This window comes from Microlunatus capsulatus (genome assembly GCF_017876495.1).
Lineage (GTDB): Bacteria > Actinomycetota > Actinomycetes > Propionibacteriales > Propionibacteriaceae > Microlunatus > Microlunatus capsulatus.
The window spans coordinates 3,956,205-3,979,121 of sequence record NZ_JAGIOB010000001.1 but is presented as its reverse complement, the minus strand read 5'-3'; the positions used below and the strand labels follow the sequence as shown (position 1 = coordinate 3,979,121).

At 77.4% G+C, this 22,917-nt stretch carries 23 protein-coding genes; 4 read left to right on the top strand and 19 right to left on the bottom strand.

The window, feature by feature from the left end:
• Positions 1–9: 9 nt before the first annotated feature.
• From JOF54_RS18495 to JOF54_RS18445, 11 genes are all read right to left on the bottom strand, one after another.
• Positions 10–1,077, bottom strand: coding sequence for a glycosyltransferase family 4 protein (locus JOF54_RS18495; protein ID WP_210058490.1), 1,068 nt, complete (start codon positions 1,075–1,077; stop codon positions 10–12).
• Positions 1,064–2,671, bottom strand: coding sequence for a lipid II flippase MurJ (locus JOF54_RS18490; RefSeq protein ID WP_210058487.1), 1,608 nt, complete (start codon positions 2,669–2,671; stop codon positions 1,064–1,066). Before JOF54_RS18490 ends, JOF54_RS18495 begins: the two co-directional genes overlap by 14 nt.
• Positions 2,672–2,693: 22 nt before the next feature.
• Positions 2,694–3,566: a hypothetical protein gene (locus tag JOF54_RS18485; RefSeq protein ID WP_210058485.1), complete on the bottom strand. Its 873-nt coding sequence runs from the start codon at positions 3,564–3,566 to the stop codon at positions 2,694–2,696.
• A 2-nt stretch (positions 3,567–3,568) separates the two neighbouring features.
• The gene (locus tag JOF54_RS18480) at positions 3,569–4,495 is read right to left on the bottom strand and encodes a copper transporter (protein WP_210058483.1); all 927 of its coding nucleotides are present in this window, start codon (positions 4,493–4,495) and stop codon (positions 3,569–3,571) included.
• A complete protein-coding gene (gene steA / locus JOF54_RS18475) occupies positions 4,492–5,673 on the bottom strand; it encodes a putative cytokinetic ring protein SteA (protein WP_210058481.1) in 1,182 nt (393 codons plus the stop codon). The genes JOF54_RS18480 and steA overlap by 4 nt, the downstream gene beginning before the upstream one ends.
• Before the next feature lie 88 nt (positions 5,674–5,761).
• Complete coding sequence (gene recN / locus JOF54_RS18470; RefSeq protein WP_210058479.1) at positions 5,762–7,459, bottom strand: DNA repair protein RecN; 1,698 nt, start codon at positions 7,457–7,459, stop codon at positions 5,762–5,764.
• Positions 7,456–8,460, bottom strand: a complete 1,005-nt coding sequence (locus JOF54_RS18465) for an NAD kinase (protein ID WP_307804364.1) — start codon at positions 8,458–8,460, stop codon at positions 7,456–7,458. Before JOF54_RS18465 ends, recN begins: the two co-directional genes overlap by 4 nt.
• A 48-nt stretch (positions 8,461–8,508) precedes the next feature.
• The gene (locus JOF54_RS18460) at positions 8,509–9,285 is read right to left on the bottom strand and encodes a TlyA family RNA methyltransferase (RefSeq protein WP_210058475.1); all 777 of its coding nucleotides are present in this window, start codon (positions 9,283–9,285) and stop codon (positions 8,509–8,511) included.
• Between the two features lie 3 nt (positions 9,286–9,288).
• Positions 9,289–9,474 (bottom strand): hypothetical protein, encoded by a 186-nt coding sequence (locus JOF54_RS18455; protein WP_210058473.1) that lies wholly within the window; start codon positions 9,472–9,474, stop codon positions 9,289–9,291.
• Complete coding sequence (locus tag JOF54_RS18450; RefSeq protein ID WP_210058471.1) at positions 9,471–10,109, bottom strand: polyhydroxyalkanoate synthesis protein PhaF; 639 nt, start codon at positions 10,107–10,109, stop codon at positions 9,471–9,473. Before JOF54_RS18450 ends, JOF54_RS18455 begins: the two co-directional genes overlap by 4 nt.
• The gene (locus JOF54_RS18445; protein ID WP_210058469.1) at positions 10,109–10,993 is read right to left on the bottom strand and encodes a GAF domain-containing protein; all 885 of its coding nucleotides are present in this window, start codon (positions 10,991–10,993) and stop codon (positions 10,109–10,111) included. The genes JOF54_RS18450 and JOF54_RS18445 overlap by 1 nt, the downstream gene beginning before the upstream one ends.
• A gap of 240 nt (positions 10,994–11,233) precedes the next feature.
• Between JOF54_RS18445 and JOF54_RS18440 the strand changes: the two genes are divergently transcribed.
• Complete coding sequence (locus tag JOF54_RS18440) at positions 11,234–11,881, top strand: mycothiol-dependent nitroreductase Rv2466c family protein (RefSeq protein WP_210058466.1); 648 nt, start codon at positions 11,234–11,236, stop codon at positions 11,879–11,881.
• 24 nt (positions 11,882–11,905) lie between these two features.
• On the opposite strand, the gene JOF54_RS21645 is transcribed toward JOF54_RS18440, so the two are convergent.
• On the bottom strand, positions 11,906–12,547 hold the full coding sequence (locus JOF54_RS21645) for an alpha/beta hydrolase (protein ID WP_210058464.1): 642 nt from the start codon (positions 12,545–12,547) through the stop codon (positions 11,906–11,908).
• Positions 12,548–12,671: 124 nt separating this feature from the next.
• On the opposite strand from JOF54_RS21645, the gene JOF54_RS18430 reads away from it, so the two are divergent.
• Positions 12,672–14,042 (top strand): glucose-6-phosphate dehydrogenase, encoded by a 1,371-nt coding sequence (locus JOF54_RS18430; RefSeq protein WP_210058462.1) that lies wholly within the window; start codon positions 12,672–12,674, stop codon positions 14,040–14,042.
• Between the two features lies 1 nt (position 14,043).
• Here JOF54_RS18430 and JOF54_RS18425 read toward each other — a convergent pair whose 3' ends face one another.
• Together JOF54_RS18425 and JOF54_RS18420 are read right to left on the bottom strand one after the other, a co-directional pair.
• The gene (locus JOF54_RS18425) at positions 14,044–14,781 is read right to left on the bottom strand and encodes an MBL fold metallo-hydrolase (protein ID WP_210058460.1); all 738 of its coding nucleotides are present in this window, start codon (positions 14,779–14,781) and stop codon (positions 14,044–14,046) included.
• Complete coding sequence (locus JOF54_RS18420; RefSeq protein ID WP_210058458.1) at positions 14,778–15,590, bottom strand: alpha/beta hydrolase; 813 nt, start codon at positions 15,588–15,590, stop codon at positions 14,778–14,780. The genes JOF54_RS18425 and JOF54_RS18420 overlap by 4 nt, the downstream gene beginning before the upstream one ends.
• 90 nt (positions 15,591–15,680) lie before the next feature.
• Between JOF54_RS18420 and JOF54_RS22065 the strand changes: the two genes are divergently transcribed.
• A complete protein-coding gene (locus JOF54_RS22065; RefSeq protein ID WP_210058456.1) occupies positions 15,681–16,907 on the top strand; it encodes an FAD-binding domain-containing protein in 1,227 nt (408 codons plus the stop codon).
• 84 nt (positions 16,908–16,991) lie between these two features.
• Here the strand turns inward: JOF54_RS22065 and JOF54_RS18410 are convergent, their stop codons facing one another.
• From JOF54_RS18410 to JOF54_RS18400, 3 genes are all read right to left on the bottom strand, one after another.
• A complete protein-coding gene (locus JOF54_RS18410; RefSeq protein WP_210058454.1) occupies positions 16,992–17,477 on the bottom strand; it encodes a pyridoxamine 5'-phosphate oxidase family protein in 486 nt (161 codons plus the stop codon).
• A gap of 89 nt (positions 17,478–17,566) precedes the next feature.
• Complete coding sequence (locus tag JOF54_RS18405) at positions 17,567–19,012, bottom strand: CYTH and CHAD domain-containing protein (protein WP_210058453.1); 1,446 nt, start codon at positions 19,010–19,012, stop codon at positions 17,567–17,569.
• A gap of 56 nt (positions 19,013–19,068) precedes the next feature.
• The gene (locus JOF54_RS18400; protein WP_210058451.1) at positions 19,069–19,857 is read right to left on the bottom strand and encodes an aldo/keto reductase; all 789 of its coding nucleotides are present in this window, start codon (positions 19,855–19,857) and stop codon (positions 19,069–19,071) included.
• An 83-nt stretch (positions 19,858–19,940) separates the two neighbouring features.
• Here JOF54_RS18400 and JOF54_RS21640 point away from each other — a divergent pair, with 83 nt between their 5' ends.
• Entirely contained in the window at positions 19,941–20,303 is a 363-nt protein-coding gene (locus JOF54_RS21640; protein ID WP_210058449.1) for a DUF2256 and DUF3253 domain-containing protein, read from the top strand.
• 3 nt (positions 20,304–20,306) lie between these two features.
• Here the strand turns inward: JOF54_RS21640 and JOF54_RS18390 are convergent, their stop codons facing one another.
• A complete protein-coding gene (locus JOF54_RS18390) occupies positions 20,307–21,302 on the bottom strand; it encodes an HAD-IIA family hydrolase (protein WP_210058447.1) in 996 nt (331 codons plus the stop codon).
• A complete protein-coding gene (locus JOF54_RS21260; RefSeq protein WP_245358194.1) occupies positions 21,299–22,765 on the bottom strand; it encodes a hypothetical protein in 1,467 nt (488 codons plus the stop codon). Before JOF54_RS21260 ends, JOF54_RS18390 begins: the two co-directional genes overlap by 4 nt.
• Between the last annotated feature and the right edge of the window lie 152 nt (positions 22,766–22,917).

The window sequence follows — 22,917 nt, the reverse complement described above, 5'->3', positions numbered from 1 at the left end:
GCCTCCAGCCTACGTGCCCGGACGGCTCCTGGTCGAATGGCCCGCCGCCCGCGCGGCGACGAGGTCGGCGTAGGTGGCCGCGAGGTCGCGCGCGACCTGGTCCTCGTCGGGCCAGCCGGCCGCCTGCACGGCCCCGGCCGCCGCCAGCGCCGAGCGGCGCGCGGGGTCGTCCACCAGGGACCGGACGGCGTCGGCGGCGGCGTCCGCGTCGTCGGACGGGACGAGGACGGCGGCCGTGCCGACCAGCTCCTCGATCCCGCCCACCCGGGTGCTGACCAGGGGCAGCCCCGCCAGCAGCGCTTCCTGGGCCACGAGCGCCCGCGCCTCCCAGGTGGAGGTCAGCAGCATCAGGTCGGCGGCGGCCAGCAGCGAGGCGACGTCGTCGACGGCGCCGAGCAGCCGGACCCGGGTGCCCTCCCGGGCCACCCGGTCCGCCAGCACGTCGTGGAGCGGGCCGCCGCCGGCGACGACGAAGGTCACGTCGGGCCGGTCGGCGAGCCGGGCGGCCACGTCGAGCACCAGGCCGAGGTTCTTCTGCGGGGCGAGCCGGCCGACGGTGGCCACGAGGACGTCGTCGGGGCCGAGGCCGAGGTCGTCCCGGTACCGGTCCCGCGGGACCGCGGGCGCGGCCAGCCGGGGCGCCGCCACCGGGCCCAGCGCCGCGTGCCGCGCCCCGGCCGCCCGGGCCACCGCGACGAGGTCGGAGCTGGCACCGAGGGTGAGGTCGGCACCGCGGGCGACCAGGGCCTGGAGGGCGCGGCCGACCCGGCCGGCGGCACCGCCCGCGAGCACCGCGTTGTGCCAGGTCACCACCAGCGGGATCCCCCGCAGCCGGGTCCAGGGCAGGGCGGCGGCCCCGGCCTTGTAGCCGTGGGCGTGCACGAGGTCGACGCCGCGCAGCCGGGCGAGCCGGCGGGGCGGCCCGCCGTCGAGCCCCGCCAGGTCGTGGGCGGCCGCGGTGGCCGGGGGGCAGAGCACCGTCACCTCGTGGCCGAGGGCGACCAGCCGGGGGGCGAGGTCGGCGACGTGCCGGCCGATCCCGCCCGTGCTGGCGCCCAGCACCTCAACGACACGCACGGGGCACCTCCTCGGGGACGGGTCCGGCCGCCGGGCCCCGCAGCCGGCCGAGGCCGGTGAGCAGCGACCGGTCGAGCAGGGCGGTGACGCCGGCGTAGACGGCGGCGCCGAGCAGCGCGACACCGGCGCCGCCCAGCAGCGCGACGAGCAGGCCGGCGTCGGCGAGCCGGGACGCGGGCCACCAGCAGGCCAGCACGGCCACGACGGCGGCGGCCAGCCCCACCAGCAGCGGCCGGCCGAGGGCGACCCCGACGCCGCGGCGGTGCAGGGCGACCCAGCCGACGACGGCGCCGACGGCCATCCCCAGCGAGACGCTGCCCGCCAGCGCAGGCACCAGGGCGGGGCCCGGCACGACGAGCCGCGCCACCGCGACCGCGACGATGACGGTCCCCCAGGCCAGCCCGGTGGCCAACCCGGCGGCCCGGGCCCGGTGCTGGGCCAGCAGGGTGCGCGAGGCCAGGCCCAGCAGGGCGAAGCCGACGACGGCGGGGGCGAAGGCGGCGATCGGCGCGGCGAGGGCCTCGGTGCGGCCCGAGCCCGGGCCCAGCACGAACACCCGCGCGACCGGGACGGCGGTGCCGGCCAGCAGCGCCGCTCCGGCCCAGGCCAGCACCACCACCGACGGCGCGGTGCCGGCGAGCACCCGGCGGACGGCGTCGGCGCCCTCCCCCGCGGCCACCGCGAGGCGCGGGAACACCGTCTGCAGCAGCGGGGCGACGAGGACGGCGTAGGGCAGCAGGTAGAGCGCGCCGGCCCAGGTGTAGCGGGTCAGCGCGCCGGGGTCCCCGCTGCGCTGCGCCGCCCAGCTGGTCAGCAGCACGCTGAGCTGCTGCAGCACCAGCCCGACCAGGCCGGCGCCCGCGATCCGCAGGATGACGCCGCGGTCGCCGTCGGCGAAGCGGAGCCGGGGCCGCAGCCGCAGCCCCAGCCGGGCCAGCGGCACCAGGGTGCAGGCGGCGAGGGCGACCACGCCCAGCGTCGTCCCCCAGCCCAGGACGGCGGTCGAGGCGGTGGTCAGGGCGCCGAGGTCGTCGCGCGCGGGCGGCGGGGCGACGGCGGCGAAGGTGAGGTAGGCCGCGACGACGACGAGGCTCGAGACCAGCGGGGCGCTCGCCGCGGCCAGGAACCGGGAGTGCGCCTGCAGCACCCCCGCGCTGACCACGGCGAGCCCGTAGAACCAGACCTGCGGGGCGAAGACCACGAGCAGGGCGGCGACCGTCCCGGCGCTGCCGGGGCAGCCGGGCGAGGCCAGCAGCCGCGCGTAGAGGGGGGCGCCGAGCAGCGCCACCAGGGCCGCCGGGGTGAGCAGCAGCAGGGTCCAGGTGACCAGCGCCGACACCGTCCGCGCCGTGTGCGCGTCGCGGCCCGCGGCCACGTGCCGGGCGACGACGGGCACGACCACCCCGGCCAGCACGCCGCCGGCGACGATCTCGAAGAGCAGGTTGGGCAGGGTGTTGGCCGCGTTGTAGGCGTCGCCGAGGCAGGTGTCGCCGACGGTCTTGGAGAACACCACCGAGCGGCCGAACCCGACCAGCCGCGAGGCCAGGGTGAGGCCGGCCAGGCTGAGGGCGACCGAGCCGGCGCCGGCCCTCACGGGTGGCGGCCCGCGCGCCGGCTCACGGCCGGGGCGCCGGCCGGCCGAGCCGGTCCAGCCGGCGCAACCACGGCGTCGCCTCGATGACGGCGGTGAAGCTGACCCGCTCGCTGGCCGCGTTCAGCGCCGCGACGCCCAGCAGGGCGCCGAACCGGGCGGGCCGGGGCAGCGTCGCGACCGCCGCGGTGGCCAGCCCGGCGCCGAGCGCGTTGGCACCGCAGTCCCCCAGCATCGAGCGGCCCGCGAGGTCGGCTGGCAGCACGCCGGCGACGGCCCCCAGCACCGGGGCCAGCCCGGGGGCGGCCGGCCGGCCGGTCCCCGCGGCCAGCCCGAGCCCGAGGAGCGCGACCACCTTGGCGGCCCGGCCCGGCCGCAGGTCCAGCAGGTTGACGAGGTTCGCGGTCCCGGCGACCAGGGCGGTGTCGAGGCCGACGTCGAGCAGCCGGCCGGGCACGGGCCGGCCCGCCGGTCGGGCGCCGGGGTCGCCGTCCAGCAGCACCGCGGCGACGGCGCCGCTGAGCCCGACCCCGACGACCTTGAGCAGCCCGGTGGTCACGGTGCCGGCGCGCAGGGCGCGGAGGTGGCCGCGGAACCCGCGGGCCTGGGCCGAGCCGTGCAGGTCGTCGTGGGCGCCGACCAGCCCGGAGCCGAGCACGGCGAGGGCCGCGGCGGCGGTGGCCCGGGGGGCGGTGCCGGGGGCGGCCAGGGCCAGCCCGGCCAGCACCGCGGCGACGGCGACGGGGCCCTCGGCCAGCGTCACGGGGTCACCGGCGTGGTTGGGCCGCCACCAGCGGTGCCCGGCGACGTCGGCGGGCGGCCGGCGGGTGGCCAGCGTCGCGCCGGCCGCCGCGGCCCCGGCGGCCGCGAGGGCCGGGAGCAGGGCGCGGGCGGGCACGGTCAGCGCACCGGCAGGGTCGGCAGCGGCGCGTCGGCGCGGGTCAGCGCGCCGTAGTGGCCCTGGCGGCCCAGCAGCTGCTCCTGGCCGGCCAGCACGGTCGTGGTCACCCCGCTCGGCAGGTCGGCCACGTCGACGGTGCTGACCAGGTCGGCGGCGTCGTCGTCGGTGCGCGCGGCCAGCACGTCGGTGCCGGTGATGCTCTCGCTGTTGGGTCCGGCCAGCACCAGCCCGGCGGCGTGGAAGAGCAGGCCGACGTCGGCCTGGACGTGCGCCTGCAGCAGCTCCGGGGCGGGCTGGGGGTCCGACGCCGGCGCCGCGACGACGACGACCAGCTCGGCGCGCCGGTTGGAGCCCTCGCTGAGGGTGGCCAGCCCGGCGCCCTGCAGGGCGTCGCCGATGCCGACGGCCAGCTCGTCGCGCTCCTGCGGCGCCTGGGCGGCGATGGAGAAGCCGAGCGCGCGGCCGAACCTGGTCGCCGGCGTCATGTCCTCCTGCAGCCCCAGCTCCTCGGTGTAGGCGCCGACGGCCTCGTCGACCACCTCGGCCTTGGTCGGGTCGAACACGTCCGGGTCGACGCGCACCGTGCGGACGACGGTGCCGCCGGCCGCGGTGACGCCGTCGGTGAGGGCCTGGACGACGGGGTTGGGGGCGTCGGGCATGGCGACCACGGCGACGCCGACGCCGGTCAGCGCGCCCAGCGCGAGCTGCTGGCCCGCCCGGCCGGCCCAGGCGTCGCGGTACTCGTCGAGGGCGTTCACCCGGTCCAGCTCGCCCCGCAGCGCGGTGACCTGCTTGCGGTCCTGGGCGGCCTGCTCGTTGAGCCCGGCGCTCACCGACGGGCTCAGCGAGACGCCAACGGCGATGCCCACCGCCAGGGCCAGGAACACCGCCATCAGCGACACGATGTGGTAGCGGAAGTTGATCACGTGAGCAGTTCCTTCACGAAGTAGACCAGGTCGCGCAGCCGGGCCACGATCACGCTGCCGACGGCCAGGCCGACGTCGGTGAACGACAGCGCGGTGACCAGCGCCAGCAGGCCGGCCAGCACCAGGAGCACGAGGTGCCAGCCGCGGATCTGGCTGCGGTAGATCCGCGAGACGCCCTTGGCGTCCACGAGCTTGGGGCCGACCCGCAGCCTGGTCAGGAAGGTCGACGCCATCCCCGAGCGGCCCTTGTCGAGGAACTCCACGAGCGAGGCGTGGGTGCCCACGGCCACCAGCAGGCGGGCGCCCTTGGTGTCGGCGAGCAGCATCGCGGCGTCCTCGCTGGTGCCGAGCGCCGGGAAGACGACGGCCTCCAGCCCGAGGTCGTGCACCCGCTCGACGCCGGGCGCACGGCCGTCGCGGTAGGCGTGGACGATGATCTCGGCCCCGCAGCGCAGGGTCGCGTCGGAGCAGGAGTCCATGTCGCCGATGATCATGTCCGGCTTGTAGCCGGCCTCGACGAGCGCGTCGGCGCCGCCGTCGACGCCCATCAGCAGCGGCTTGTACTCCGAGATGTAGGGCCGCAGGGCGTCGAGGTCGCTGCGGTAGTCGTAGCCGCGGACGACGATCAGCACGTGCCGGCCGTCGATCTGGGTGCGGATCTCGGGCACGCCGATGCCCTCGAGCAGCAGCTCCTTCTCCTCGCGGAGGTAGCGCATGGTGTTCTCGGTGAAGGCGTCGATCTGGTCCGAGAGGCCCTCGCGGGCGACCTGCAGCCGGGACTCCAGCAGGTCGGTGGTCATCAGCGTGCCCTCGGCGACGACCGCGCCCTCCGGGTCGAGCAGCAGCCCGGCGTCGAGGGTGATCCGGTCGCCCTCGCGGACCGCGGTGAAGACGTCCTCGCCCGCGTCGTCGACCAGGGTGATGCCGGCCTCCAGCAGGATCCCCGGACCGAGGTTGGGGTAGCGGCCCGACACCGAGGGCACGGCGTTGACGACGGCGCTCACCCCTGCCGCGACCAGCGCCTCGGCGCTGACCCGGTCCAGGTCGCTGTGGTGGATGACCGCGATCTCGCCCGGCTGGAGCCGCTTGGTGAGGTTCTTGGTGCGCCGGTCCAGCCGCACGACCCCGCCGATCTCGGCGGGGGCGCCACGTCGGCGGAGCGGTGCGGGGAGTCTCATGTCGGGCCCAATCCTCGCACGCAGCGACCGCCCGACCCGTCCTGCGACGCGGCCCGCCGGGACCTCGCGCCGACCCCCGGGTGGCGGCTCAGACGGGTCGCCGGGAGGCCGCGGCCAGCTCCACGAGCTCGCCGGCGTGCGCCAGCGCGGAGTCGGTCGTCTCCAGCCCGGCCATCATCCGGGCCAGCTCGGCGGCCCGCTCCTCCTCGGCGACGGGCAGCACCCCGCTGGTGGTGACCTGGCCGTCGTCGGACTTGACGACGACGTAGTGCTGGTCGGCGAACGCGGCCACCTGCGCCAGGTGGGTGACCACGACGACCTGGGCGTGCCGGGCCAGCGCGGCCAGCCGTCGCCCGATCTCGACGGCGACCCGCCCGCCGACGCCGGCGTCGACCTCGTCGAAGACGAGCGTCTGGTGCTGCGCGTCGGCCGCCAGCACGACCTCCAGGCCCAGCCGGACCCGCGACAGCTCGCCGCCGGAGGCGACCTTGGCCAGGCTGCGGGGCTCGCTGCCGGGGTTGGCGCTGAACAGCAGCTCGACGTGGTCGGCGCCGTGCGGGCCCAGCTCGGCCGGGGTGAGGTCGAACAGCAGCCGGGCGTGCGGCATGGCCAGCGCGGCGAGCTCGGCGAGCACCCGCTCGCTGAACGCCGCGGCCGCCCGGGTCCGCGCCCCGGTGACCTGCCCCGCGAGGCCGGCCAGCTCGGCGTCGAGCACGGCGAGCCGCTCGGTGAGCGCGGCGATCCGGTCGTCAGAGGAGTCGAGCGTGGACAGCCGGGCCGCCGCGTCGGCGGACCAGGCGATCACCTCGTCGACGGTGGCGCCGTACTTGCGGGTGAGGTTCTGCAGGGCCGAGCGGCGGCCGGCGATCCACTCCAGCCGGCCGGGCTCGGCGTCCAGCCGGTCCAGGTAGCGGGCCAGGTCGGCGGCCACGTCGCCGAGCGCGTAGCTCACCTCGGCCAGCCGGGCGGCCAGGGCGGCGACCTCGACGTCGGACTGGCCGTCGAGGGCCTTGCGGGCCACGCCGACCTCGGTCATCGCCCCGCCGGCCTCGTCGTCCCCGCCGGCCAGGGCGCCCAGCGCGGTGGTGGCCACCAGCCGGAGGTCGTCGGCGGACTGCAGGCGCTCGGCCTCGGCGGCCAGGGCGACGTCCTCCCCCGGCTGCGGCGCCACCTTCTCGATCTCGATGAGCCCGAAGGTGAGCAGGTCGGCCTCGCGGGCGCGGGCCTGGGCCTGCTCGCGCAGCTCGGTGAGCTCGGCCAGCGCGGCCCGCCGCTCGACGAACCGGCTCCGGTACTCCCCCAGCAGGGCCGCGAGCGGCGGCCCGGCGAAGCGGTCGAGGATCTCGCGCTGGCGCTCGGGCGCGGCCAGCCGGACCTGCTCGGACTGGCCGTGGATGGTGATGAGGCGGGAGGTGACGTCGGCGCAGACCGCGGCCGGCACGCCGGAGCCGCCCAGGTAGGCCCGCGACCGGCCGGCCGCCGTCAGGTGCCGGGCCACGAGCAGCTCGGGGCCGCTGGCGCCGTCGTCGAGCTCGCCACCGGCCTCCTCGACCCGGGCGGCGACCGCGGGATCGACGCCGCGGAAGCGGCCCTCGACCCGGGCCCGCTCGGCGCCGTTGCGGACCGCCCGCGGGTCGGCCCGCTCGCCCAGCAGCAGCCCGATGCCCGTCACGACCATGGTCTTGCCGGCGCCGGTCTCCCCCGTCACCACGGTGAAGCCGGGGTGCAGGGCGATCGTCGCGTCGCTGATCACGCCGAGGTCGGTGATCCGCAGCTCCTCGATCACGGGCTGGACCAGGCGCGGCGGGGCTGCAGCACCGACTCGCGCTCGGACTCCGCGGCCCCGCGCCAGCCCTCGACCCGCAGGCCGAACTTGTTGACCAGCCGGTCGGTGAACGGGGCCTCCGAGAGCCGCGCGAGCCGCAGCTTGTGCGGCCCCTGGCGGACCTCGATCTCCATCCCGCTGCGCAGCTCGGCCGAGCGCCGCCCGTCGCACCACACCACCCCGAACGTGGACGAGGCCTCGATGAGCTCGATGACCACCGTGGACGTCGGGCCCAGCACGAGCGGCCGGGCGAAGAGCGCGTGGGCGCTGAGCGGGACCATCAGCAGGGCGTCGACGCCGGGCCAGATCACCGGGCCGCCGGCGGAGAACGCGTAGGCCGTCGAGCCGGTGGGGGTGGCCAGCAGCACGCCGTCGCAGGCCCACCGCGAGAGCGGCCGGCCGTCGACCTCGACGACGACCTCGAGCATCCGCTCGCGCGCCGCCTTCTCGATCGAGACCTCGTTGATGGCGTAGGAGGTCCAGACGACCTCGCCGGACGTGCACTCGCGCAGGGTGACCTGGACCGTCGAGCGGACCTCGACCGTCCAGGAGTGCTCGACGATCCGCTCCACGACGCTGTCGATCTCCGACGACTCGGCCTCGGCGAGGAACCCGACGTGGCCGAGGTTGACCCCCAGCAGCGGCAGGTCGGAGGTGAGCACCCACTCGGCGCCCCGCAGGATCGTGCCGTCGCCGCCGAGCACCACGAGGAGCTCGACGCCGGAGTCGGCCGCGACCGGCTTGGTCAGCACCGTGACGGCGTCGGCCAGCCGGGGGTCGATCTGGTCCAGGTCGTCCTCGGGCAGGGCCGAGACGATGCCGTGGGAGTAGAGGCCCTCGATGAGCCGCGTCGCCGCGTCGATCGCGGCGGGCCGGCCCATGTGGGTCAGCACGCCCACCCGACGCGTGGCGCCGCCGGCGGGTGGCCCGTCGGCCCGGGTCGCGTCGCTGGCCTCGGTCACGGGGTCGAGCATAAGTGGCGGGTCCGACAGATCGGCCGCGGCGACCGCTCAGCCGGGCGCGGCGGCGGTGCCGGCGGCGACGTCGACCGGCCGGGCCGGTGCCGCGCGGGCCAGCAGCACGAAGAACTCGCGGTTGCCGGCCGGGCCGGGCAGCCGGCTGGGCCGGACGGCGTGGGCGTGCCAGCCCTGGCCGGCGGCGGCGGCGAGCACCGTCTGCACGGCCTCGCGGTGCAGGGCGGGCTCGCGGACCACCCCGCCGCTGCCCAGCCGCTCGCGGCCCACCTCGAACTGCGGCTTGACCATCAGGAGCATCCGTCCCCCGGGACGGGTGACCGCGGCCAGCGGCGCGACGAGCAGCGTCAGGGAGATGAAGCTGACGTCGGCGACGACGAGGTCCACGGGCTCCCCGTCCAGGTGTCCGAGGCCGAGGTCGCGCAGGTTGGTCCGCTCGCGGACCACCACCCGGGGGTCGGCGCGGAGCGCGGGCACCAGCTGGTCGGTGCCGACGTCGACGGCGTAGACGGGCGCGCAGCCGCGCTCCAGCAGGACCTGGGTGAAGCCGCCGGTGGAGGACCCGGCGTCGAGCGCCCGGCCGCCGACGGCCAGGCCGAGGTCGTCGAGGGCCCCCAGCAGCTTGTGCGCGGCACGCGAGACGTAGGGGTCGGCGTCAGCGCCGAGGTCGGCGTCGGCGCGGACGACGGCGGACGGCTTGGTGACCACGGCGCCGTCGACCCGCACGTCACCGGCGAGCACCATCGCCGCCGCCTGGCTGCGGGAGCGGGCGAGGCCGCGGGCCACCAGCAGCCGGTCGAGCCGGTCGGCCACCGCTCAGCGCGCGGGGATGGCGGGGTGCAGCACGCCGTGCAGCACCTCGTGGACCCGGCTCAGCCGCTCGTGGTGCAGCTCCAGGGGCTGCGCGTCCAGGTCGGCGACCAGGGCCAGCGCCTCGGCGACGGCGGGGTGGTCGACGGCCGGCGGGGCCGGGGCCGCGTCGGGCGGGGTCGGCTGGCTCACGCGCCGGCGTCCGCGTCGGGGTCGGGGACCCCGGTCGGGGTGCCGGCCTCCTCGGCCAGCCGCTGGGCGGCGCCCGGCCGGGTGCTGGTGGCCCGCCCCGGGCCCGGCGCGCGGCGGGCGGCGGGCGCACCGGCCGCGTCCCCTGCGGTCGTCGCCGCCTTCGTCGCCGTCGCCGTCTTCTTCGCCGTGGCCGCCTTCTTCGCGGCCGCCGTCTTCTTCGCGGCGGGGCGCGGCGTCGTGGGCTCCGGGGCGGCCGCGGCGGCGGCCTTGCGGGCGGTGGCGTTGCGGGCCCGCGGGGCACCGGTGGTCGCCGCCTTGTCCCGGGCCAGCTGCGCGCGCAGCTCGGCGATCTCCTCGCGCACCTCGTCCAGGTCCTCGGAGCGGACGAAGCCGAGCCGGCTGGCGACCTTGGTCACCTCGGCGGCGACGAGGTTCTCCAGGAGCTCGCGGTTGGCCCGGCTGGCGCCCAGGATCTCGTCGGTCAGCTTGGTGACCCGCTTCTCGGCGTCGTCGACGACCTCTTCCAGCCCGGCCTGGGCCAGCAGCCCGCGAGCGGCGGCACGGGCGCGCTCGCGGGTGGCGCGGGACACCCCGTTCACCAGGTTGACGTACGTCTGCACGGCCTCGACCACCATCACGTTGCTCCTCGCCTGGACGGCTCTCCCCGAGCTGTCAGCGCCCACGCTAGTACGTCGGGCCGACGGTCCCCCGGCTCAGCCGCCGCACCGCCGGGGCCGGCGTCGTCCGCCGGCGCGTCGACGACGGCCCGGGCCACCGCCGCGAGGTCGCGCTGCTCGGTGCGGGCCATCAGCGACAGCACCGCCAGCGCCTCCTCCGGCCCGACCCCCTGCCCGTCCACGAGCACGGCGACGGCCCGGTCCAGCGCGGCGCGGTCGGCCCCGGCCAGCCGGGCCCGGCCCGCCCGGCGCTCCTCGTCCGCGCCCAGGGCCTCGGCGCAGGCCCGGGCGGCCGTGGCGGCCCAGCGCGCGGCCAGGTGCCGCTCGCGGTCGCCGAAGGCCGCGGGGCCGGCGGCGTAGACGCCGACGTGGCCGAGCACCTCGCCCGGCACCCCCAGCGGGACGCAGAGGGCGCTGCGGACCCCGGTCGCCCCCACCCGGGCGGCCAGCCCCGGCCAGCGGGGCTCGGCCGCCAGGTCGGCGCTCAGCACCACCCGCCCGCTCGTGACGGCGTCCGGTGCGGGCCCCTCGGCCAGGTCGCGCTGCAGCCGCTCCACCGCGTCCGCACCGGGGCCGACGACCGCCTGCTCGCGGCCGCCGTGGGGGCGGGCCACCACGAGCACGACCCCGTCGGCCTGCGGGACCAGGTCCCTGGCCCGACCGACCAGGTGCTCGAGCACCCCGGACAGCGTCGGCTCGGCCAGCCCGAGCATGCCCAGCACCCCGGCCAGCCGCTCGGGCGAGGGCGGCACGGGCGACCCCGGCGCGGCGGCGTCCTCGTCGAGGGCCGACGCCGCCGTCGGGCCGCGCTCTCCCTCGGCACCCTTGTCGAACACGTGCATCCACTCCCCCGAGAAGACTGCGTGCGCTGCTCCCGACGGCTCCGCCGGGTCACCGGCGGCCCGGACGGGGCCGCCGTGCGCCCGATCGTAGGCGGCCGGGCTCCTGTGCGCAGGCCTCCGGGTGCGCCCGGCGCGGGGCGGCGCGGGAACATGAGGGGCGCGGGGCGGCGTTGCGCCCTGCAGACCCACGCCGACGGCCCCGGACGTCCCGGCCCGCCCCGGCCCCACGAAGGAGAACCGATGACCAGCACGGTCGAGACGACGACCTTCCCCTCCGACGGCACCCGACGGGACAAGGCCGACTTCTGGTTCGACCCGCTCTGCCCCTTCTGCTGGATCACCTCGCGCTGGATCCTCGAGGCCGAGAAGGTCCGCGACATCGACGTGCACTTCCACGTGATGAGCCTGGCCGTGCTGAACGAGGGCCAGGACATCCCCGACGACTACCGCAAGATGCTCGAGCAGGCCTGGGGTCCGGTGCGGGTCGCCATCGCCGCGGCCGCGCAGGAGGGCGACCAGATCCTGGCCCCGCTCTACGCGGCGATGGGCACCCGGATCCACAACCAGGGCAACAAGGACCTGCCCGCGGTGGTCCGCGAGTCGCTGGCCGAGCTGGGACTGCCGGCCGAGCTGGCCGCCGCCGCCGACACCACCGAGCACGACGACGCCCTGCGGGCCAGCCACCACGCCGGCATGGACAAGGTCGGCCAGGGGGTCGGCACGCCGACGATCCACGTCAACGACACGGCCTTCTTCGGCCCGGTCATCACCCGCATCCCGCGCGGTGAGGAGGCCGGGAAGCTGTGGGACGCCACCGTCACGCTGGCGGGCTTCCCGTACTTCTTCGAGCTGAAGCGCGAGCGCACCGACGGCCTGCACTTCGACTGAGCCGTCCCCGCGGCCGTCCGGGGCTCAGGCCCCGGGCAGCCGCGCCCGCAGGAAGACCGCCAGGTCCTCGACCTCGGCCGGGGACACGTCGTGCCCGAGCCCGGGGTACACCCGGCGGGTGAGCGTCGTGTGCCCGGCCAGCCACCGGTCGGTGAGCGCCACCAGCGGTGCGGGGACCAGCCCGTCGGCGTCCCCGCGCCCGCTGAACACCGGCGGCCGGCGCCGGGCCAGCTCGGCGTCGCCTCCCACCGGCAGCGGGCTGGCGAAGCCGGAGAGCACGACGCCGTAGGCGAACAGCTCGGGCCGCAGCCGCATGGCCTGCAGGCCCACCGACGAGCCCTGGGAGAAGCCGAGGACGCCCAGCGAGGGGTGCCCGGTCAGGCCCGCCGCCCACCTCGCCACCCGCTGGGCCGCCTCGTCGACCTGCTCGACCCGCAGGCTGGCGTCGAGGGGGAACCAGCCGTAGCCGCTGCGCACCCGCAGCGGTCCGCGGACCGAGGCCAGCACCAGCTCGGGCGGCAGCCGGTCGCGCACCCCGGCACCCATCTGCTCGTCCATCCCGTGGCCGTGCAGCAGCACCAGCAGCGGTCGGCCGGCCCGTTCGTCGGCCGGGGCCGACCACCACACCTGGCCGGGGTCCAGCGGCGGGGGCGCGCTCGTCGTCACCACCCCAGCCTGCCAAGGGACCTCCGCCGGCGCGGGGCGGGGTCTCGGTACGGTGAGCCCAGACCGACCCCGACCGCTCCCGACCGGGCGCGGCAGCCGGGTCGGCTGGGAACGAGGACGTCCGATGAGCAGCCCGATCCGCACCTTCCTGCTGCTCGGCGCCAGCGGCGACCTCGCCGGGCGGCTGCTGCTGCCGGCGCTGGCCGACCTCCTGGAGGCCGAGCCCGACCGCCGCGACCTCGTCCTCGTCGGGGCCGGCGCGGAGGACTGGGACGACGCGACCTGGCAGGACCGGGTCCGCACCTCCTTCGGCGCGGCCGAGGTCTCCCCCGCGACGCTCGACGCGGTGCTGGCGACCACCCGCTACCAGCAGACCGACGTCACCGACGGGGGCGCCCTGAGCACGCTGCTGGCCTCCTGCGACGCGCCGCCCGCCCTCTACTTCGCCCTGCCGCCCGCCGTGACCGTCAAGGCCTGCACGGCGCTGCTGGACGTCGAGCTGCCCGAGGGTACCGTCCTGGTTCTGGAGAAGCCCTTCGGCACCGACCAGGCCAGCGCGGCCGACCTCAACCGGCTGCTGACCCGGCTGGTGCCCGAAGCACAGGTGCACCGGGTCGACCACTTCCTGGGCCGCTCGACGGTGCTCAACCTGCTCGGGCTGCGGTTCGCCAACCGGCTGTTCGAGCCGGTCTGGAACAACCTGCACGTCGAGCGGGTCGACATCGTCTTCGACGAGCAGCTGGCGCTGGAGAACCGGGCGCGCTACTACGACTCCGCCGGGGCGCTGATGGACATGATCCAGTCCCACCTGCTGCAGGTGCTGGCCCTGGTGGCCATGGAGCCGCCGGCGGCGGTGGACGAGACCGACCTGCGCGACGCGAAGGCGCAGGTGCTGCGGGCCTGCCGGGTGCGGGGCGGCGACCCGACGACAGCCGGCCGGCGTGCCCGCTACACCGCCGGGCAGGTCGAGGGGCGCGACGTCCCCGACTACGCCGCCGAGCCGGGGGTGGACCCCGACCGGGGCACCGAGACCCTGGCCGAGCTGGTGGTGGAGATCGACAACGGCCGCTGGTCCGGGGTGCCCTTCCGGCTGCGCTCGGGCAAGGCGCTGGGCGTCAAGCGCAAGGAGGTGCTGGTGACCTTCAAGCCGGCGGCGCACGTGCCGGTCGGGCTGACCGGCGACGCCCTGCCGGACCGGCTCCGGCTGGTCATGGGCCCGGACCGGATCACCCTCGGGCTCAACGTGAACGGGCCCGCCGACCCGCTGGAGCTCGACCACGTGGAGATGGACGTCGAGCTGGGCGCCGGCCGGCTGCCGCCCTACGGGGAGGTGCTCGCGGGCGTGCTGGACGGCGACCCGCTGCTGTCGGTGCGCGGGGACACCGCGGAGCAGTGCTGGCGGATCGTCGACCCCGTCCTGCAGGCCTGGCGCGCCGGCGACGTGGCGCTCGAGGAGTACCCGGCGGGCTCCGACGGCCCGGCCGGCTGGTCCTGACCTAGGACCTGGTCCGGCGGGCCCGGGCGACGGCCGCAGCCACCCCGCCGGACCAGACCTCCCCGTGGCCGGGGAGGACGTGGTCGACGTCGAGGTCGGCCAGCGGGCCCAGGGAGGTCCGCGCCTGCTCGGTGTCGTGGGTGGCCGACGGCGCGATGACCCGGGGCCCGCGGCGCCCGTTGTAGGGGTCGAGGGTGACCAGGGCGTCGCCGGTCAGCAGCGCCCGGCGCCCGGGCAGGTGCAGGACGCACTCGCCGTCGGTGTGACCGGGCGTGTGCAGCACCTCCATCCCGCCGGGCAGCGGCAGCGGCCCGGGGAGCAGCGACTGGTCCGCCCGCACCCCGGGCACGCGCAGGGCGCCGGCGGCGACCATCGAGGCGAGCACGGGCAGGCCGCGCGGGTGGGTGAGCGGGTGCAGCAGGCGCGGCTGCTGGGGCCGGTAGCGGTAGGGGTGCCGGGTCAGGTGGTGGTCGCCGGGGTGCGCCCACACGGGGACGCCGTGGCGCTGCTGGAGGTGCCGGGCGAAGCCGACGTGGTCGAAGTGGCCGTGGGTGATGACCAGGCCCCGCACCTCGTCGACGCGGCGGCCGGCCAGCGCGATGGCCCGCTCCACGAGCGGCCAGGTGGACGGGAAGGCGGCGTCGACGAGCGTGATGCCGTCCTCGCCCTCCACGACGTAGCAGTTGGTGTGCGCGTGGGTGACCGCGTGCACGCCCTCGACGACGTCCAGCGCGATCACGCCGCCACCTCCGGGTCGGCCGCGCCCCGCCGCACCTGGTCGAAGAAGGTCAGCACGTCGACGAGGCCGGCGTCCCAGAGCCCCCACTCGTGCTCGCCGGGCGGGTAGGCGGTGGTCACGGGTACGCCTGCCGCGGCGCAGGCGGCCGTGAAGGTCCGGTTGCCCTCCAGCAGGACGTCCTCGGTGCCGCAGCTGAGGTGCAGCGCCGGCAGCGCCGCCGGGTCCGCCCGCCGGACGAGCTCCAGCAGGTCGTCCTCGGGCGCCAGCACCCGCTGGGGGCCGAGGATCCGGGTGAGCATCCGGTGGTCCGGCGAGGGCGGCAGGTCGCCGCTGCGGACCAGCGCGCCGAGGTCCAGCACGCCGGACAGGCTGGCCGCGGCCGCGAAGCGGTGGGGCTGGCGCAGCGCCAGCTTGAACGCGCCGTAGCCGCCCATCGAGAGCCCGGCGACGAAGGTGTCGGCGCGGGCGGTGGAGACCCGGAAGAAGCGGTCCACCAGGGCCGGCAGCTCCTCGCTGACGAAGGTCCAGAAGGCGCCGCCGGTGTGCTCGTCGGCGTAGAAGCTGCGGTGCACCTGCGGCATCACCACCGCCCAGCCCAGCTCGGACACGTAGCGCTCGACCGAGGTCCGGCGCAGCCAGGTGGTGTCGTCGTCGCTGAGACCGTGCAGCAGGTAGAGGACCGGCGGGGGCTCGCTGCCCGCCTGGCCGGTCAGCCCGATCTGGGTGGTCGTCGGCTGGGGCAGCAGCACCGTCATCGACGTGCTGAGGGCCAGGGCGTCGGAGTAGAAGTCGCAGCGCAGGTGGGCCATGGCCCGATCCTGCCGCACCTCCCCCGGCCGCTGCCGCCGGGTCGCGCTCGGCCGGCCGGGGCTGTCGGAGGCGGCTGGCACACTCGCGGCGTGCCCCTCCTCCCCGCCCCGCCCCCGCCCCGCCCCCACGCCGGCGCCGCCGAGGCGTGGGTCGCCGAGCACCTCGGCGACCTGACCCTGGAAGGTCCCGACGGGGTGGTCGCCGGCGGCTTCCGGGGCGGCCAGGCCGCGGCCGACGCCGCCCTCGCGGGCCTGGACGTCGCCGGCTACGCGCGGCGGCGCAGCCAGGTGCTGCCGCCCTCGGCCCGCGGCGCCAGCCGGATGTCGCCCTACCTGCGGCACGGCCTGCTCACGCTGCCCGCCGTCTGGTCGGCGGTGCGCTCGGCGCCGCAGCAGGACCGCAGCCGCTACCGCGACGAGCTGCTGTGGGCCGAGTACGCCCGCCACCTCTACGCGCGGGTGGGGACGGCGAACGGGCAGGCGCTCCGCCGGGAGCAGCCGAGCGCCGGGGCTGCCGTCTGGACCGGCGAGCCGTGGCCGCAGGAGATGGCGTGCATGGCCGCCGTCACCGACGAGCTGCACCGCGACGGCTGGCTGGTGAACCAGACCAGGATGTGGCTGGCCTCGCAGTGGACGGTGCGGGCCGGGGCCGACTGGCGGGTCGGCGAGCAGGAGATGTACGCGCACCTGCTCGACGGCTCGCGGGCGTCCAACCGGCTGGGCTGGCAGTGGACGACGGGCACCGGCAGCGGGAAGGCCTACGGGTTCAGCCGCTGGCAGGTGGAGAAGCGGGCGCCGTCGCTCTGCCGGCGCTGCCCGCTCGCGGACCGGTGCCCGGTGCAGGAGTGGCCGGACGCCCAGCCCGGGCCGGCGGTGGACGGGCCCGACCTGGGCCGCGGGCCCGTGCCGGCGGGACCCGCCGAGGTCGAGGGCGGGGGTGCCGAGGAGGTGTGGCTGACGGCGGAGTCCCTGGGCGACGACGACCCGGCGCTGGCCTCGGACCCCGACCGGCCGGCGGTCTTCGTCTTCGACGAGCCGCTGCTGCGGCGGCTGCGGCTCTCGGGCAAGCGGCTGGTCTTCCTCGCGGAGTGCCTGGGCGACCTGGCCGAGCGGCGGCCGCTGGAGGTGCGGCGGGGCTCCGTCGCCGACGAGCTGGCCGGGCGGTCGCTCGCCGCCACCTGGACCCCCGTGCCGGGCTGGGCCCGCCGGTCGGCGCAGCTGCGACCTGTCGAGGTGCACCCGTGGCCCTGGCTGGCCCGCCCGCGGACGGCGACGCTGCGCTCGTTCAGCGGGTGGCGGAAGGACCTGAAGGTCTGAGGCGGAGGCCGGGGGGCTGGGCGGGGTCTCGAGGTCGGGGCGCCGGGACGGCGCCACCCGGTCGACCGGGTGGCGCCGGACAGCTCAGAGCTGGACGGTCTCGTTCTCCGAGCCCTCGTAGCGCTGGCCCGTCGTCTTGGCCTTGACGAAGCTGAGCACCGAGGCGACGGTGCCGCCGGGGGTGTCCCAGTACTCGCCCGTGTGGCCCTCGACCTTGATCAGGACGACCTCCGGGTCCTCCGGACCCTGCGGCAGCCAGGCCTCGACCCAGGCGTTCCACAGCTCCTTGGCCTTGGCCACGTCCTCGACGACCTGGGCCTCGCCGTCGATGGAGATCCAGGTGTCGTTGGAGCTCAGCGTGACCCCGACGTGCGGGCGGGCGGCGATGTGGGCCACCACGCTCGAGGAGCGCTCGGCGAAGAACCAGAGGTCGCTGTCGTCCTCCACGTGCTGGGCGGACATCGGACGGCTCACGTAGTGGCCCTCGTCGTCGGTCGTGGTGAACATGGCCACCTTGATGTCCTTGGCCAGCTCGACCAGCTTGGCCGCGCCGTGCTTCTCGTCACTCATCGGCTTCCTCTCTCCGGCGGGCACCGGGCGGCGCCCCCGTGCCTCCGAGCCTGCCACGGGCGCCCGCGCCGGGGTCCGGTGGGCCGCCCTCAGCCGGCCCGGCGGCGCACCCGGCGCCGGACCCGGGACGCCCGCCGGCGCTCGCCCGCCAGCAGCAGCCCGTAGGTGAAGCCGTTGTGCCCCCGCCGACCGCCCGCGGCCGACCCGGCCCGCAGCAGGAACGCCTCGCTCACGACGCTGTCCTGGTGCTCGCCGAGCAGGGTCTGCAGCTTCTCGGCGCGGCGCGCGTGCCGGGCCGCGCGGGGCCACGCCGGCTCGGCGAGCTCGGCCGCGTAGCGGGCCCGCTTGGCCGCCTTCCGCGCCCGGTGCAGCCGCTCCTCCTGACGAGGGCCCGGGCTCTCACCGGCCGCAGTCCGGAGCCGCTTGCGGGCTGTGCGACCGGCGCCGGTGACGTAGGGCCGGACGGCGTCGGCGGGGGCCGAGGCGCCCTCGAGGAAGGGCGGCTCGGTGCGCCAGCGGACGAGGGACTCGAGCAGGCCCAGCAGGCGCGACCCGGCCAGCTCGGCCTCGGCCCGGCGCAGGTGCTGGGCCCGCTCGCGGCCGAGGGTCGCGTCGACGTCGGCCACCACCGGGCCCAGGACCAGCTCGGGCGGCAGGGCCGCCAGCTGGCGGGCCAGTCGCGCCGCCAGCACCTCGCGGTCGCGGACCTGGCCGAGCAGGCCCGACCACCAGACGAGGTCGGCCTCCAGCCGGGCGGTGGGCTCGGGGTCCAGCAGGTCGGCGAACACCCGCAGGGTGCTCCGGAGCCGTCGGATCGCGACCCGGGTGCGGTGCACCCGGGGCTCGCCGAGCCGCAGCGCGAGGTCACCCCGGGCGATCTGGTCGCACTGCTCGCCGACGTAGCGACCGACGAGGTCGGCGAGGGTCTGCGTCCCGGGCGCGGGGGCGACCGCAGCCAGCCCCAGCGCGTCCTCGAGCGGCCCGGACGGGCCCGCCGGGCGCGCGCCGAGCTCCCGCAGCCGCGCCACCACCCGGTCGGCGGTGCCGTCGTCCCCGGGACGCACCACCACGGTGCGCCAGTGGTCCAGCCGGCTCACGTGGCCCAACGTCGTGCTGCTGGTCCGCTCGTCGGCCACCTCGGCCCGCAGATCGCCGTCCGCGCCGACGAGCCGCGTCACCGTCTGCTGCGTGGTGACCTCGGCGACCGGACGCAGGGCGTGCCCGCGGGTGAGCCCGAGCGACGCGGCGGCCAGCGCGGCCGGCGGCGTCCGGGCGCTGGACGCACTGGCCAGCTCCGCCGGCTCGCTGCCCGCCGGCAGCCGCAGCAGCCAGCCCGCGTCGACGGGTCCGCTCCGGCGTCGCAGGCTCACCCCGCCCGCGGCCAGGTCGCCGTCGTCGGTGTCGAGGTACTCGTCGGCCAGCGCGTGCTGGACGACCTCCACCGTGCCGTCGGGCCCGGCCAGGTCGGCCAGGTCGGGCAGCAGCAGGTCGTCCGGGGCGGCGAGCACCACGGGGCGTGCGTCCGTGCGGGTCATGATCGGCCCTGGGTCCTGTCTGGTCGGGGTGGAGAGGCGGGACGTGGTGGTGGTGCTCAGCCGCGGGCGAGGCCGTCGACGGCCTCCACCTGCTCCACGGTGAGCGGCACCCGGACGGCCTCGGCGTTGGCGATGATCCGCTCCGGCCGCGAGGACTTGGGGATGACCACGAAGCCGTGGGCCACGTGCCAGGCGATGACGACCTGCGCCGGGGTCACCCCGTGCTCGGCCGCGATCCCGCCCAGCACCGGGTCGTCGAGGTCGGTGGCCTTGAGCGGGCTGTAACCCTCCAGCACCACCCCGCGCTCGCGGAGGCCGTCCACCTCGGCGACGTCGTAGAGCAGCGGGCCCCACTTGATCTGGTTGACCGCCGGCGCGACGCCGACCGCCGCGGTGATCTCGTCGATCTGCGCCAGCGAGTAGTTGCTCACGCCGACGCTGGTCACCAGCCCGTCCTGCTGGGCCCGCACCACCTCCTGCCAGACCTCGGGCGCCGCCTCGCCGCCGGGCGGCCAGTGCACCAGCCACAGGTCGACGTGGTCCAGGCCCAGCTTGGTCAGGCTCTCCTCGATGGTCTGCCGCTCCCGGCCGCCGTGGTCGGGGGGCAGCTTGGTGGTGACGAAGACGTCCTCGCGCGCCAGCCCGGCGGCGGCGAGGGCGCGGCCGATGCCGGCCTCGTTGCCGTAGCCGGTGGCGGTGTCGAGGTGCCGGTACCCCGTCTCCAGGGCGGTGCCGACTGCCGCGGTGACGTCGTCGTCGCTGATCTGCCAGGTCCCGAAGCCCAGCAGCGGCATGGACACCGGGCCGAGGGAGACGGCCGGCAGGCCGTAGTTGTCGTCGCTCATGCGCTCACCGTAGCGACCACCTCCGACAGCCCCGGCGGCGCCGCGGCCGAGCGGGGCGCGGCCGGCCGCGGCACACTGGTCGGGTGCCCCCGCCGAGCAAGCCGTGCCGCTCCTGCGGCCGCCGCATCACCTGGCGGAAGAAGTGGGAGCGCGACTGGGACGAGGTCCTCTACTGCAGCGCCGGCTGCCGCTCCCGGGGGGTGAGCGAGGCCGACCGCGCGCTCGAGGAGCGGCTGCGGACCCTGCTGCGGACCGCGCCGAAGGGCGTCGGCGACGTCGACGTGGCCCGCGCCGTCGACGCGGACGACTGGCGCGCGCAGCTGGAGCCCGTGCGCCGGGCGGCGCGGCGGCTGGTCGCGGCCGGCGAGGCCGAGATCGTGCAGGGCGGGCGGGTGGTCGACGGCTCGACCGCCGCCGGCCCGGTCACCGTCCGCCGGCGGCGCTGAGGCTCAGCCCAGCCCGAGGACGGCCAGCACGGCGTCGACGTCCAGCGGCCGGCCCGCGTCGGCCGCCCGCCAGGCCAGCCGGGCCGCGGCCCGCAGGGGGTCGAGCGGGTCCTCCGGTGCTCCGTCGAGGGTGATGCTCTGCCCCTCGACCGTGGCCGTCAGCGGCCCCACCGCGCAGCTGTCGCCCTCCACCCGGGCCTCCCGCGGGGGCTGCAGCAACGCCCGCAGGTCGGCGCCCAGGTGCGTGGGCCGCGACCCGTCCGGCGCCTCCAGCAGGTCGCGCGGGCCGTGCGACCCGCTGAGCACCAGCAGGCTGTCCAGGCCGGCCGCGACCGCGCCGGCGATGTCGGTGTCGAGCCGGTCGCCGACGAAGACGGGCCGCTGCGCCCCGGTGCGCCGGACCGTGTCGTCGAGCAGCGGCCGGTGGGGCTTGCCGGCGACCTCGGGACGGACCCGGACGGCCAGCTGCACGGCGGCCACGGCGGCGCCGTTGCCGGGCACCAGCCCGCGGTCGGTGGGCCGGGTCGGGTCGTCGTTGGTGGCCACCCAGTGCGCCCCGCGGTTGATGGCGATGGCCGCCTCGTTGAGCTCCTGCCAGGCCAGCGCGAAGCCGAAGCCCTGGATCACCGCGACCGGGTCGTCGTCGGCGGAGCGCAGGGCGACCAGGTCCTGCTCGGCCAGCGCGGCGAGCACGCCCTCACCCCCGACGGCCAGCACCCGCGCTCCCGCGCCGAACCTCTCGCGCAGCAGCCGTGCCGCCGCCTGGGCGGAGGTCACGACGTCCTCGGGCCGGGCCGGCACCCCCAGGGACACGAGGTGCTCGGCCACCACCCCGGGCGAGCGCGCCGCGTTGTTGGTGACGTAGCCGAGCGCGACCCCGCGCCGGCGCAGCTCGGCCAGGCCCTCGGGAGCGCCCTCGACGGCCACCGGCCCGAGGTAGACCACGCCGTCGAGGTCGAACAGGGCCGCGTCGTAGCCGTCGACGAGCGCCGCGGTCACCGGCCGTCCCGGTCGGACCCGGGCCCGTCGGTCCCGTCGTCGTCCGGGCCGTCCTCGTCGTCGTCCTCGTCGAAGTCGATGAGCAGGCCGTCGATCTCGTCGACGCGCAGCGCGGCGTCGGTCTCCTGCTCGGGGTCGAGCTTGGCGGCGGAGACGAACCAGCGCCGCGCCTCCTCGCGCTCGCCGTCCAGCAGCAGCGCCTCGGCGTAGGCGTAGCGGAGCCGGGCGACGGCGACCTGCAGGCCAGGCCGCACGGTCTGGCTCTGGACCGCCTGCTGCAGCAGCCGGCGGGCCTCCGCACCCTGGCCGAGGTCGCGGCGGGCTCCGGACTCGACGATGGTCATCTCCACCCGCAGCGCCGGGTCGAGCTCCAGGTGATCGGCCTCGCGGGCGAGCTTGAGAGCGTTCTCGGGCCGGCCCAGCGCCCGCTCGCAGTCCGCCATCACCGGCAGGTAGTCGTGGGTGCCGGTCATCCGGCGCAGCGCGCGGTACTCGCTGAGCGCGACGTCCCAGCGCCCCGAGGCGTAGGCGGTCTCGGCCGCCGCCTCCCGGACCAGCGGCAGCCGGGCGGCCCGGCGGCGGGCGGCCTCGGCGTGCCGGTAGGCCAGCTCGGGGTCGGCCTCGATCATCTGGCCGGCGACGACCAGGTGGGACGCGACGATCTCGGCCAGCTCCTTGGGCAGCCCGCGCAGCTCGGCGCGCGCCGCGCGGTGCAGCTCGCGGGTGTCGACGCCCTCGGGGATCGACGGCTCGTCGGCCCGGCGGGCCAGACCCGGACGCGGCGGCTCGTCGCGGCGCGGCGGCCGGCGGTCGGCGCCGGGCCGGTCGGGACGGCCCCCGCGCTCAGGCCGGCCGCCCCGCTCGCCCCGGTCGGGACGGTCGCCCCGGTCGGGACGGTCGCCGCGGGGCGGTCCGCTGCGCGGGGGACGGTCGTCCCGGCCACCGCGGGCGGGGCGCTCGTCCCACGGCCGCGGGTCGCGGGTGCCGCGCGCGCCGCGGCTCTCGGTCGGGCGACCCGAGGCCGGACGGGCGGCGGCGGGCCGGTCGGAGCGCTGGGGCCGGTCGGAGCGGGGGCGGTCGTCCCGGGACCGGTCATCACGGGCACCGCGGTCGTAGCGGTCGGTGCGCTCGGGGCGACCACCGCGGTCGTCCCGCGCGGGGCGGTCCGCCCGCGGTGCGCGGTCGTCGCGGCCCCAGCGGTCGTCACGCGGTGGGCGGTCGTCGCGCCGGGCGTCGCCGCGGTCGGGCCGCTGCCCCCGGTCGGGACGGTCGCCGCGGTCCGGGCGGTCGGCGCCAGCCCGGCCCTCGGGTCGGGGTCCGCGACGGACGGGACCGCTGCGGTCGGGACGACCGGCGGCGCTGCCGTAGGGGCGGGAGCCGCCGGGACGTCCGTCGCGGCGGTCCCCGTCACCGCGGCTGGAGCCGTCGGGGTCGCGTCGGTCAGGGCGGTTCGGCTGGTCCACCGTCCAATCCTCCTCGTCCGCCGTCCCGGTGGCAAAGCGGGCGGGCCGGGCGGGCCGGCGACGACCACCTCGCGGTGCCGCCTCCGGACGGCGCAGCCGCTGCGGTGCCGGTGGCGCCCTGCCCCCGGCGCGTGCGTTAGCCTCCGCGGGAC